11 protein-coding genes are annotated in these 12,643 nt (G+C 69.9%); 2 read left to right on the top strand and 9 right to left on the bottom strand.

Translation table 11 applies throughout. The annotated features are described in order from the left end of the window. Nucleotides 1–832, top strand: an 832-nt coding sequence (locus B7767_RS25980) for a glycerate kinase (protein WP_085574313.1), incomplete at its 5' end; no start/stop codon positions are given. A gap of 226 nt (nucleotides 833–1,058) precedes the next feature. Here the strand turns inward: B7767_RS25980 and pssA are convergent. From pssA to B7767_RS25935, 9 genes are all read right to left on the bottom strand, one after another. Next, nucleotides 1,059–1,877, bottom strand: coding sequence for a CDP-diacylglycerol--serine O-phosphatidyltransferase (gene pssA / locus B7767_RS25975; RefSeq protein WP_085574312.1), 819 nt, complete (start codon nucleotides 1,875–1,877; stop codon nucleotides 1,059–1,061). A gap of 22 nt (nucleotides 1,878–1,899) precedes the next feature. Beyond that, complete coding sequence (locus tag B7767_RS25970; protein ID WP_085574311.1) at nucleotides 1,900–2,556, bottom strand: phosphatidylserine decarboxylase; 657 nt, start codon at nucleotides 2,554–2,556, stop codon at nucleotides 1,900–1,902. 170 nt (nucleotides 2,557–2,726) lie between these two features. Beyond that, nucleotides 2,727–3,932, bottom strand: coding sequence for an acyl-CoA dehydrogenase family protein (locus B7767_RS25965; RefSeq protein ID WP_085574310.1), 1,206 nt, complete (start codon nucleotides 3,930–3,932; stop codon nucleotides 2,727–2,729). 3 nt (nucleotides 3,933–3,935) lie between these two features. Continuing rightward, on the bottom strand, nucleotides 3,936–4,448 hold the full coding sequence (locus tag B7767_RS25960) for a MaoC family dehydratase (RefSeq protein ID WP_085574309.1): 513 nt from the start codon (nucleotides 4,446–4,448) through the stop codon (nucleotides 3,936–3,938). A 5-nt stretch (nucleotides 4,449–4,453) separates the two neighbouring features. Then, entirely contained in the window at nucleotides 4,454–5,416 is a 963-nt protein-coding gene (locus B7767_RS25955) for a CoA ester lyase (protein ID WP_085574308.1), read from the bottom strand. Continuing rightward, on the bottom strand, nucleotides 5,413–7,440 hold the full coding sequence (locus B7767_RS25950; protein WP_085574307.1) for a protein meaA: 2,028 nt from the start codon (nucleotides 7,438–7,440) through the stop codon (nucleotides 5,413–5,415). Before B7767_RS25950 ends, B7767_RS25955 begins: the two co-directional genes overlap by 4 nt. Nucleotides 7,441–7,458: 18 nt before the next feature. Further along, nucleotides 7,459–8,802, bottom strand: a complete 1,344-nt coding sequence (gene ccrA / locus B7767_RS25945; RefSeq protein WP_085574306.1) for a crotonyl-CoA carboxylase/reductase — start codon at nucleotides 8,800–8,802, stop codon at nucleotides 7,459–7,461. A 381-nt stretch (nucleotides 8,803–9,183) separates the two neighbouring features. Then, entirely contained in the window at nucleotides 9,184–9,996 is an 813-nt protein-coding gene (locus B7767_RS25940; RefSeq protein ID WP_073931520.1) for a TetR family transcriptional regulator, read from the bottom strand. 163 nt (nucleotides 9,997–10,159) lie between these two features. Then, nucleotides 10,160–11,965, bottom strand: a complete 1,806-nt coding sequence (locus B7767_RS25935) for a 3-hydroxyacyl-CoA dehydrogenase family protein (RefSeq protein WP_085574305.1) — start codon at nucleotides 11,963–11,965, stop codon at nucleotides 10,160–10,162. Between the two features lie 384 nt (nucleotides 11,966–12,349). Between B7767_RS25935 and B7767_RS25930 the strand changes: the two genes are divergently transcribed. Beyond that, a partial coding sequence (locus B7767_RS25930) for a HEAT repeat domain-containing protein (protein ID WP_373408239.1) occupies nucleotides 12,350–12,643 on the top strand: 294 nt, incomplete at its 3' end.

The following is a 12,643-nucleotide window of genomic DNA, read 5'->3' as shown; positions in this document are numbered from 1 at the left end:
GGGCGTCTTCGCGCCGCTCACGGCGTCGACGTACGGCTCCGGCGAGCTGCTGCGGGCCGCGCTGGACGCGGGGGCGCGGAGCATCGTGTTCGGGGTGGGCGGCAGTGCCACCACCGACGGCGGTGCGGGCATGCTGTCGGCGCTGGGCGCGCGGTTCGTGACGGCGGACGGTGAGCCGGTGGCGCCGGGCGGCGGAGGGCTGGCCGAGCTGGCGTCCGCCGATCTGTCCGGGCTGGACCCGCGGCTGGCGTCGGTGGAGTTCGTGCTCGCGAGTGACGTCGACAATCCGCTGACCGGGCCCAAGGGGGCGCCGGCGGTGTACGGCCCGCAGAAGGGGGCCTCGCCGGAGGACGTGGAGGCGCTGGACGCGGCGCTCGCGCACTTCGCGAAGGTGCTGGAGGGGGCGGTGGGGGCGAAGGCCGCCGAGTTCGCCGCCTCGCCCGGTGCGGGTGCGGCCGGGGGGATCGGGTACGGGGCCCTGCTGCTCGGGGCCGGGTTCCGTCCCGGTATCGAGGTCATGCTGGACGTGCTCGGGTTCGCGCCGGCGCTGGAGCGGGCGGATCTGGTGATCACGGGGGAGGGGTCGCTGGACGAGCAGACGCTGCACGGGAAGGCCCCCGCGGGGGTGGCCGCGGCGGCGCGTGCGGCGGGCAAGGAGGTCGTCGCGGTGTGCGGGCGGCTGGCGCTGCCGCCGGAGGTCCTGGGGCGGGCGGGGATCCGGCGGGCGTACGCGCTGACGGATCTCGAGCCGGACGTGGCCGCGTGCATCGCCGATGCGGGGCCGATCCTGGAACGCACGGCGGAACGCATCGCGCGGGACTTCCTGAGCTGACGCGAGCGTTTCCCGCCGCCCCTTCCCGTCCCTGAGGGCTGCGCCCCCGGAAACCCCCCATCGGCCCTCGTCCTCAGACGCCGGACGGGCTCATTCAAGCCCCTCCGGCGCTTGAGGAGCGGGGTCCGGGGCGGAGTCCCGGGTTCGGGACGGGAAGGGGCGGCGGGGGCGAAACAAGCAGGCCCCGAACCCAACCCGGGTCCGGGGCCCATTCACACCGCACGCGTCACGGCAGCTGCGCCGCCCGCGCCTCGCGACGGTTGTCGCGGAAGTTGTTCACCCGGCGCGCCGTGGCGAACAGCGGGATCACCGCACCCATCACCAGCTGCAACGCGCACCCCGTCTGCAGCAGCAGCTGCCCGCTCGGCGCGTCGAACGCCCATCCCGCCAGCAGCCCCATCGACAGCACGATCCACGACAGCATGGCCACCGCGAGGCGGCCCCGCGGCTTCGGGTACTCCACCCGGCTCACCATCAGCCACGCCGTACCGATGATCGCCAGCAGCGTCGCCACGAACGGCAGCTCCAGCAGCACGATCGAGACGACCGTCAGCGCGCCGAACGGCGACGGCATGCCCTGGAAGGTGCCGTCCTTCACCGTGACGCAGGAGAACCGCGCCAGCCTCAGCACCACCGCCAGCAGCACCACGATCGCCCCGACCGCGGCCACTCTCTGGTGCGCGTCGTCCGCGACCATGCCGTAGACCAGGACGAAGTACGCCGGCGCCAGCCCGAAGCTGATCAGGTCGGACAGGTTGTCCAGCTCCGCGCCCATCGGCGAGGAGCGCAGCTTGCGCGCCACCAGGCCGTCGAACAGGTCGAAGACCGCCGCGCACAGCATCAGGATGACGGCCGTGGCCGCGCTGTGGCGGGCCATGCCCGTCTCCTGGCTGCCCTGGAGGTGCGGGATCAGGATGCCGGTGGTGGTGAAGTACACCGCCATGAAGCCACAGGTGGCGTTGCCCAGGGTGAGGGTGTCCGCTATCGACAGGCGGAGCGAGAGGGGCATCTCCTCCTCGTCGTCCGCCTCGTCGGCCTCGGGCACCCAGCCGGTCTGTGTTTCCGGATCAACCACGGTCAATGCGAGTCACCCCAGCCACGGTCTTCTGACCGACCTCGACGGCCACCTCCACGCCCTCGGGCAGGTAGATGTCGACGCGCGAGCCGAACCGGATCAGACCGATGCGCTCGCCCTGCTCGACCTTGGTGCCCTGCGGCACGTAGGGGACGATGCGGCGGGCCACCGCGCCGGCGATCTGGATCATCTCGATGTCGCCGAGCTCGGTGTCGAAGTGCCACACGACGCGCTCGTTGTTCTCGCTCTCCTTGTTGAAGGCGGGAACGAAGCCACCGGGGATGTGCTCGACCGACGTCACCGTGCCGGACAGCGGGGCCCGGTTCACGTGGACGTTGAGCGGGCTCATGAAGATCGCGACGCGGGTGCGGCCGTCCTTCCACGGCATGATGCTCTGCACCACGCCGTCGGCGGGCGAGATGACCGTGCCCTGGGCGATCTCGCGCTCGGGGTCGCGGAAGAACCACAGCATCCCCGCCGCCAGGGCGGTGGCGGGGACGGCGACGGCCTTGGCGGCACCGGAGCGCCGGGAGCGGAGCAGACTGACGGCTGCGGTGGCGACGGTCGGCAGAAGCCACGGCGATGCTCCGCGCGCGAGGCGTACGCCGGCGAGGCTGTCGCGGTGTGCAGAGGTTTGGCTGTGGGGCATGGATGACCTTCGTAGCGGATGATGCCGCGCACTTGCGGGGGACGGCGGCTTTCCGGCGATCGTAGCGGCTCCGGGCCGTAACTGGGTAAGGCAGTCAGCCGAGTCGGCGGCCGAAGAGTGCATACGGGGTGTGATCCTCTTCTCCAAGAAAACACCCCGTATCCGGACATCTAGCCCTGGAATCGATACTCTTCGAGCAGTCGGCGGCCGATGATCATTTTCTGGATCTCGGCGGTGCCTTCACCGATCAGCAGCATCGGCGCCTCCCGGTAGAGGCGCTCGATCTCGTACTCCTTGGAGAAGCCGTAGCCGCCGTGGATCCGGAAGGAGTCCTCCACGACCTCCTTGCAGTATTCGGAGGCGAGGTACTTCGCCATCCCTGCTTCGAGGTCGTTTCGTTCGCCCGAGTCCTTTTTGCGTGCCGCGTTCACCATCATCGCATGCGCGGCCTCCACCTTGGTAGCCATCTCCGCCAGCTTGAACTGGACGGCCTGGTGCTGGGCGATCGGCTTGCCGAAAGTGTGACGCTGCTGGGCGTACCGGACACCGAGTTCGAAGGCACGCTGAGCGACCCCGCAGCCACGGGCCGCCACATTGACGCGGCCGACCTCGACACCGTCCATCATTTGGTAAAAACCTCGGCCGGTGACCCCGCCGAGCACCCGGTCGGCGGGAATCCGCAGGTCGTCCATGATGAGCTCGGTCGTGTCGACACCCTTGTAGCCCATCTTGTCGATCTTGCCGGGGATGGTCAGGCCGGGGCGGACCTCGCCGAAGCCCGGCTCCTTCTCCACCAGGAAGGTCGTCATCGACCTGTGCGGCGCCGTGCCCTCGGGGTGACCCTCGTCACTCCGCACCAGAACGGCCACCAGCGACGACGTGCCGCCGTTCGTCAGCCACATCTTCTGGCCGTTCAGGACGTACGAGTCACCGTCCTTCACCGCCTTCGACGTGATCGCCGACACGTCCGAGCCGAGCCCCGGCTCCGACATCGAGAAGGCGCCGCGGATGTCGCCGGCCGCCATCCTCGGCAGGAAGTGGTCCTTCTGCTCCTGCGTGCCGTGCTGCTTGAGCATGTACGCCACGATGAAGTGCGTGTTGATGATGCCGGAGACCGACATCCAGCCGCGGGCGATCTCCTCCACGCACAGCGCGTAGGTGAGGAGCGACTCGCCCAGGCCCCCGTACTCCTCGGGAATCATCAGACCGAACAGGCCGAGTTCCTTCAGGCCGTCGACGATCTGCTGCGGGTACTCGTCGCGGTGCTCCAGCTCGGTGGCGACCGGGATGATCTCCTTGTCCACGAAGTCGCGGACGGTGGTCAGGATCTCCTGCTGGACGTCGGTCAGACCGGCGGTCTGGGCGAGACGGGCCATGGCCTACTTCTCCTGCTGCTTCAGTTCCGGGCGGCCGGGCTGCTCGCCGCCGCGCTCCTTGACGTACGTCTCGGTCGGGACCATCACCTTGCGGCGGAACACGCAGACCAGCGTCCCGTCCTGCTTGTAGCCCTTGGTCTCGACGTGGACGATGCCGCGGTCGTTCTTCGACTTCGACGGCCACTTGTCGAGCACCGTCGTCTGGCCGTAGATCGTGTCGCCGTGGAAGGTCGGCGCCACGTGCTTCAGCGACTCGATCTCCAGGTTGGCGATCGCCTTGCCGGAGACGTCCGGCACGGACATGCCGAGCAGCAGCGAGTAGACGTAGTTCCCGACGACGACGTTCTTGCCGAAGTCCGTCGTCCTCTCCGCATAGTTCGTGTCCATGTGGAGCGGGTGGTGGTTCATGGTGAGGAGACAGAACAGGTGGTCGTCGTACTCCGTGACCGTCTTTCCCGGCCAGTGCTTGTACGTCGCCCCGACCTCGAACTCCTCGTAGGTGCGTCCGAACTGCATGACCCTCAGGCCTCCGGGATCTCGAACTTGCTGGTGCGCTGCATGCCGGCGGCGCGTCCCTTGCCCGAGACGACCAGGGCCATCTTCCGGCTGGCCTCGTCGATCATCTCGTCGCCGAGCATCGCCGAGCCCTTCCTGCCGCCCGCCTCGGACGTGTAGTAGTCGTACGCGTCCAGGATCAGCTCGGCGTGGTCGTAGTCCTCCTGGGAGGGCGAGAAGATCTCGTTGGACGCCTCGACCTGGCCCGGGTGCAGCACCCACTTGCCGTCGAAGCCGAGGGCGGCGGCGCGCTGCGCGACCTCGCGGTAGCCGTCCACGTTGCGGATCTGGAGGTAGGGGCCGTCGATCGCCTGGAGGTTGTTGGCGCGGGCGGCCATCAGGATCTTCATCAGGATGTAGTGGTAGGCGTCCGCCGGGTAGCCGGGCGGCTGCTCGCCCACGACCAGCGACTTCATGTTGATGGACGCCATGAAGTCGGCCGGGCCGAAGATGATGGTCTCGACGCGCGGGGAGGCCTGCGCGATCTCGTTGACGTTGTTCAGGCCCTGCGCGTTCTCGATCTGCGCCTCGATGCCGATCCGGCCGACCTCGAAGCCCATGGTCTTCTCGATCTGCGTCAGCAGCAGGTCGAGCGCGACGACCTGCTGGGCGTCCTGGACCTTCGGCAGCATGATGCAGTCGAGGTTCTGGCCGGCGCCCTCGACGACCGTCACGACGTCCCGGTACGTCCACTCGGTCGTCCAGTCGTTGACGCGCACGACGCGGGTCTTGCCGGTCCAGTCGCCCTCGTTGAGGAACTTCACGATGGTGTGCCGCGCCTCGGGCTTGGCGAGCGGCGCGCACGCGTCCTCCAGGTCGAGGAAGACCTGGTCCGCGGGGAGGCCCTGGGCCTTCTCCAGGAAGCGCGGGTTCGAGCCCGGTACCGCCAGGCAGGAACGCCGGGGGCGAAGGCGGTTGACCGTGGTCATGCGGGGACCTCCAGGGGGTCGAGCTTGTTCGCGTTGCGGATCTCGTCGACGATGCGGCCGATGATCCCGGTGATGTCGAAGTCCTTCGGGGTGAAGACCGCGGCCACTCCGGCGGCCCGCAGCTGTTCGGCGTCACCGCTGGGGATGATGCCACCGGCGATCACCGGTATATCTGTGGCACCGGCCACACGGAGCCGTTCGAGGACGTCCGGCACGAGCTGGGCGTGGGAACCGGAGAGGATGGACAGGCCCACCGCGTGCACGTCCTCCGCGAGGGCTGCGTCCACGATCTGCTCCGGGGTCAGCCGGATGCCCTGGTAGACCACCTCGAACCCGGCGTCGCGGGCGCGCACGGCGATCTGCTCCGCGCCGTTGGAGTGCCCGTCCAGGCCCGGCTTGCCGACCAGGAAGCGCAGCTTGCCCACGCCGAGGTCCTTGGCCGTCAGTTCCACCTTGCGGCGGACCGCCGACAGCGCCGAGCCCTCCTCGGCGGCCACCGCCACCGGGGCGGACGAGACACCGGTCGGCGCCCGGAACTCCCCGAACACCTCGCGCAGCGCCCCGGCCCACTCGCCGGTCGTGACGCCGGCGCGGGCGCACTCCAGGGTGGCCTCCATGAGGTTGTCGGTGCCGCGCGCGGCCTCCTTCAGCTTCTCCAGCGCCTTGCAGGGGCGCGGGTGGTTGAAGGGCGGCTGGTACCGCGTGTCGCGCCAGTTCCGCAGCGAGGCGACGACACGGGCCTCCACCGCCGGGTCGACCGTCTGGATCGCGGTGTCCAGGTCGGCGGTCAGCGGGTTGGGCTCGGTGCCCTCGAAGGCGTTGACACCGATGATCTTCTCCTCGCCGGACTCGATCCGGGCCCGGCGTTCGGCGTGCGAGGAGACCAGCTGGGACTTGAGGTAGCCGGACTCGACGGCGGCCATCGCGCCGCCCATCTCCTCGATCCGCCCCATCTCCGCGAGCGAGTCGGCGACCAGCTGCTCCACCTTCGCCTCGATCACCTTCGAGCCCTCGAAGATGTCGTCGTACTCCAGTAGATCGCTCTCGTACGCCAGGACCTGCTGGATGCGCAGCGACCACTGCTGGTCCCAGGGCCGGGGCAGGCCCAGGGCCTCGTTCCAGGCCGGCAGCTGCACGGCACGCGCGCGGGCGTCCTTGGAGAGGGTGACGGCCAGCATCTCCAGCACGATCCGCTGGACGTTGTTCTCCGGCTGCGCCTCGGTCAGACCGAGCGAGTTGACCTGGACGCCGTAGCGGAAGCGGCGGTGCTTGGGGTTCTCGATGCCGTACCGCTCGCGGGTGACCTGGTCCCAGATGCGGCCGAACGCGCGCATCTTGCACATCTCCTCGATGAACCGGACTCCCGCGTTCACGAAGAAGGAGATGCGGCCGACCACGTCGCCCATGCGCTCCTGCGGCACCTGGCCGCTGTCGCGCACCGCGTCGAGCACGGCGATCGCGGTGGACATCGCGTACGCGATCTCCTGCACCGGCGTGGCCCCGGCCTCCTGCAGGTGGTAGCTGCAGATGTTGATCGGGTTCCACCTCGGGATGTGGGAGACCGTGTACGCGATCATGTCCGTCGTCAGGCGGAGCGACGGCCCCGGCGGGAAGACGTGCGTCCCGCGGGACAGGTACTCCTTGACGATGTCGTTCTGGGTCGTGCCCTGGAGCCTGGTGACGTCCGCGCCCTGCTCCTCCGCGACGACCTGGTAGAGCGCCAGCAGCCACATGGCGGTGGCGTTGATCGTCATCGAGGTGTTCATCTGCTCCAGGGGGATGTCCTGGAACAGCCGGCGCATGTCACCGAGGTGGGCCACCGGCACCCCGACCCGGCCGACCTCGCCGCGGGCGAGGACGTGGTCGGAGTCGTACCCGGTCTGGGTCGGCAGGTCGAACGCGACCGACAGACCCGTCTGGCCCTTGGCGAGGTTGCGCCGGTACAGCTCGTTGGACGCCTCGGCCGTGGAGTGACCGGCGTAGGTGCGCATGAGCCACGGCCGGTCCTTCTGACGCTCAGTCATCTGCTACCCCCGGCTTTCTCAGATGTTCCGGAAGCGGTTGATGGCGTCGATGTGCCGCGCGCGCTTCTCGTGGTCGCGCACGCCCAGGCCCTCCTCGGGTGCCATGCACAGCACGCCGACCTTGCCCTGGTGGAGGTTGCGGTGCACGTCGTAGGCGGCCTGGCCGGTGTCGTCGAGGGAGTACACCTTCGACAGGGTCGGGTGGATCTTCCCCTTGGAGATCAGCCGGTTGGCCTCCCAGGCCTCGCGGTAGTTGGCGAAGTGCGAGCCGATGATGCGCTTCAGCGACATCCACAGGTAGCGGTTGTCGTACTGGTGCATGTAGCCCGAGGTCGAGGCGCAGGTGGTGATGGTGCCGCCCTTGCGGGTGACGAACACCGAGGCGCCGAAGGTCTCGCGGCCGGGGTGCTCGAAGACGATGTCGATGTCCTCGCCGCCGGTGAGTTCACGGATGCGCTTGCCGAAGCGCTTCCACTCCTTCGGGTCCTGGGTGTTCTCGTCCTTCCAGAACCTGTAGCCCTCGGCGCTGCGGTCGATGATCGCCTCCGCGCCCATCGACCGGCAGATGTCCGCCTTCTGCTCGCTGGAGACGACGCAGATCGGGTTGGCGCCGCCGGCCAGCGCGAACTGGGTGGCGTAGGAGCCGAGTCCGCCGCTCGCGCCCCAGATGAGGACGTTGTCGCCCTGCTTCATGCCGGCGCCGTTGCGGGAGACCAGCTGGCGGTACGCGGTGGAGTTGACCAGGCCCGGGGCGGCGGCCTCCTCCCAGCTGAGGTGGTCCGGCTTGGGCATCAGCTGGTTGGACTTGACCAGGGCGATCTCGGCGAGACCGCCGAAGTTGGTCTCGAAGCCCCAGATGCGCTGCTCGGGGTCGAGCATCGTGTCGTTGTGGCCGTCCGAGGACTCCAGCTCGACGGACAGGCAGTGCGCGACGACCTCGTCACCGGGCTTCCAGGAGTTGACGCCGGGACCGGTGCGCAGCACGACGCCCGCGAGGTCGGAGCCGATGATGTGGTAGGGCAGGTCGTGGCGCTTGGCCAGCTCGCTGGTGCGGCCGTAGCGCTCCAGGAAGCCGAACGTCGACAGCGGCTCGAAGATCGAGGTCCACACCGAGTTGTAGTTGACCGAGGAGGCCATGACGGCCACCAGGGCCTCGCCCGGGCCCAGTTCGGGCAGTGGCACGTCGTCGAGGTGGATCGACTTGCGGGGGTCCTTGTCGCGGGTCTCGAGGCCCGCGAACATCTCCGTCTCGTCCTTGTGCACGGTGATCGCGCGGTACGACTCGGGGAGCGGCAGGGCGGCGAAGTCCTCCGACGTGGAGTCGGGCGACTGGATCGCGGCCAGGATGTCCTTCACGGTCACGGTGTTGCCTCCGGCGATGAGCGTCCTGAGGGAGGGGCGCTGAGGGTTACGTCGGTGTGCTGCTGAGGGTCGGGGGTTGCCGTCGGTTCGGCGGTGGTGCTTCGGCAGCGCTTGGTGTGCGCGGGAGGTTGCCTGTGACGCAGGCGTCCGGACGTGCGGGCGGTGGGCCCGCCGGGACTCGCCCGGACCTCTTCAACGTATGGCACGCCGTGTCAGCCCGCAAGGCACTGAGTGTCAGAACCTGGGCTCAGGTGAAATCTTTACGCATCAGATGAGCGATGATCGATCGAACGGGCCTTGAAACACCTGCGAAAAGGGCCCCTGACATGGCAAAACGGCCACCCCGTGGGGTGGCCGTCGTCACAGTGGTGAAGGGTGTGTTCAGCGCTCCTTGAGCGCCTGTTCGATGGTCCTCATCACCTCGTCCAGCGGGGCGTCCACGTGGGCGACCGTCACCAGGACCTCGCCGTGCGTGGACGCCGAGGACGCGGGCGGCTTCGGCGGCGCGGTGCGCCGGCCCGCCATGATCCCGCTGCCGAAGGTCTTGCGGACGATCGCGAAGGCGTGGTCCAGCTGGGCCTCGACATCACCCTGGCCGTCGGCCCGCAGCCAGCGCCGCAGCACGTGGTTGTGCGCGGTGACCACGGCGGACGCGGCGACCTCCGCCAGCAGCGGGTCGTCGTTGGCGTCGTCGTCGTGTGCGTGCTCGTCGAAGTGGCCGAGCAGGTAACGGGTGAAGAGGCGCTCGTAGCGGGCCACCGACGCGATCTCCGCCTCGCGCAGGGTGGGCACCTCGCGCGTCAGCCGGTAGCGGGCGACCGAGATCTCCGGCCGCGCCGCGTACATCTTCATGACCTCCTTGATGCCACGGCACACCGTGTCGAGCGGATGCTCGTGCGCGGGGGCGGCGTTGAGCACCGCCTCGGCGCGGACCAGGGTGTCGTCGTGGTCGGGGAAGATCGCCTCTTCCTTGGAGCGGAAGTGGCGGAAGAAGGTGCGGCGGGCGACCCCGGCGGCGGCCGCGATCTCGTCGACGGTGGTGGCCTCGTACCCCTTGGTCGCGAACAGCTCCATCGCGGCGGCCGCCAGTTCCCGGCGCATTTTGAGCCGCTGGGCGGCGGCGCGAGAGCCTGCGGCGCTTTCCGGGGGCTCGGTCGTGGCGGGCGTACGTACGGACTTGGCGGGCTGGGACATGCCCTGAACGTACTGCATGCGCGCAGCTCGGTGCGCATGACCGGGGGCTCCCCCGCCCTCGGCGGGCGGGGGAGGGACGCTGTGGGCCGGTGGCGGGGACCGGTCGGGGCCGAGCAGTCCGCCCCACTCCGCGCCGCCCTCGAACCGGTCGCCGGGGCGCGGCTCAGCGCTTGGCATATTCGCGGAAGCCACGGCCGGTCTTGCGGCCGAGGCAGCCCGCGGCCACCAGGTGCTCCAGCAGCGGCGCCGGCGCGAGACCCGGGTCGCGGAACTCGCGGTGCAGCACCTTCTCGATGGCGAGCGAGACATCGAGCCCGACGACGTCCAGCAGCTCGAACGGACCCATCGGGTAGCCGCCGCCCAGCTTCATCGCGGCGTCGATGTCGTCGAGGGACGCGTAGTGCTCCTGCACCATCTTGATCGCGTTGTTGAGGTACGGGAACAGCAGCGCGTTCACGATGAACCCGGCCCGGTCGCCACAGTCCACGGCGTGCTTGCGGATGGTGCCGCACACCTCCCGCACGGTGGCGTGGACGTCGTCGGCGGTCAGCACCGTGCGCACCACCTCGACCAGCTTCATCGCCGGCGCGGGGTTGAAGAAGTGCATGCCGATCACGTCCTGCGGGCGCGAGGTGGCGCGGGCGCAGGCGACGACCGGGAGCGAGGACGTGGTGGTGGCCAGGACCGCGCCCGGCTTGCAGACCTTGTCCAGCGTCGCGAAGAGCTGCCGCTTGACCTCCAGGTCCTCGGCGACCGCCTCGACCGCGAGATCGACGTCGGCGAAGTCGTCGTAGGTGCCCGTCGGACGCACCCGCTCCAGGGTCTGGGCGGCGGCCTCGGCGGTCATCCGCCCCTTGTCGACGGAGCGCGCCAGGGACTTCCCGATCCGGGCCTTGGCGCCCTGTGCCTTCTCCTCGCTGCGGGCGGCCAGGACCACCTCGTAGCCGGCCTTGGCGAAGACCTCGGCGATACCGGAGGCCATGGTGCCGGAGCCCGCGACACCCACCGAACGCACCGTACGGCCGGGGGCCGCGAAGACGTCCTCGAGCGGGGTGAGGGCGTCGCGCACGACGGTCTTGCCGCCGGGTGCCTCGTAGGTGTAGAAACCGCGCCCCGCCTTGCGGCCCGTCAGGCCCGCCTCGCTGAGCTGCTTGAGGATCGGGGCCGGCGCGTGCAGCCGGTCACGGGACTCGGCGTACATGGCCTCCAGGACCGTGCGCGCCGTGTCGACGCCGATCAGGTCGAGCAGCGCCAGCGGGCCCATGGGCAGTCCGCAGCCCAGCCGCATCGCGGCGTCGATGTCCTCGCGGGAGGCGTAGTTCGCCTCGTACATCGCGGCGGCCTGGTTGAGGTAGCCGAACAGCAGCCCGTCGGCGACGAAGCCGGGCCGGTCGCCGACGGCCACGGGCTCCTTGCCCAGGTCCAGCGCGAGGTCGGTGACCGCGGTGACGGCCGCGGGCGCGGTCAGCACGCTGGACACGACCTCGACCAGCCTCATCGCCGGCGCCGGGTTGAAGAAGTGCATGCCCAGCACCCGCTCGGGGCGGGCCGAGTCGGCGGCGAGACGGGTGACGGACAGCGCGTTGGTGCCGGTCGCCACAATGGTCTCCGGCCGCACGATCCCGTCGAGTTCACGGAGGATCTGCTGCTTGATCCCGTACGACTCCGGCGCCACCTCGATCACCAGATCGGCGCCGGCCGCCGCCGCGAGGTCGGTGGAGGTGGTCACGCGGGCGAGGAGGTCGGCGCGCCGCTCCTCGGTCAGCCGGCCGCGCTCCACGGCGCGGGCGGTGGAGGCCTCCAGGGCGGCGACGCACTTCGCCGCCTGTGCCTCGCTGATGTCGATGCCGATGACGTCGCGGCCGGCGCCGGCCAGGACCTCGGTGATGCCGGTGCCCATCGTGCCGAGGCCGACCACGGCGACGGTCCGGAGCGGGGACAGGGGGGTGTCGGAGAGGGGAGTGGCCATCGCGGGACTCCAGGAATGAGGGTGACGACGGGAAGCACGCCCGGGTGCGCCGAAGGGCGCACCGGGTGCGTACGGGATGCGGGTGTGAGCCGGGCTGCGAGCGCACACGCCCGGCGCCGTCGCTGAACGACGGTCGATCCGACCGGCCCTGTCCCGGGGCCGAGCCGTACTGCGGTACGCGGGGTACCGAACCGACTGCTCCCCCACTGCCTCGAAGGCGTGGGAGGTGCCCCCAGCGGCGGCCGCGTCACCAGACCGCCGTGAGGAGGGTGGCGAGTGGGTAACTCGCTCGTCTGAGCTTAACTCGCGGGTAACGAGCGCGCCAGTCCCCGGCTTTGTGATGTACGTCCCGGACGGACCCGTGCACCCCCTAACCTCTGAGCCATGGACGAAGAGTTGCGATCGCTCACGGAGCGCTTACGGGCGGAGTCGGGCGGATCGACGGCGTACGACCGTCTCCTGGCCACGGACGACCCCGACACCCTGGCCGGCGTCCTCACCGAACCCGGACAACCGCTCTGGGCCCGCGAACTGGCCGCGTTCAGGCTGGGGCTGGCGGGGGACCGCAGGGCCTTCGAGGCACTCGTGCTCCTCCTCAACCACCGCGACCCGCCGCGCTGTGCCGCCGCCGCCCACGCCCTCGCCCGCCTGGGCGACCCGCGCACCGCCCGCGCCGCC

Origin of the sequence: Streptomyces sp. 13-12-16, from assembly GCF_002114215.1 — a bacterium.
Taxonomy (GTDB): domain Bacteria; phylum Actinomycetota; class Actinomycetes; order Streptomycetales; family Streptomycetaceae; genus Streptomyces.
The sequence above is the reverse complement of the archived record's forward strand: the minus strand, read 5'-3'. Positions and strand labels throughout refer to the sequence as shown.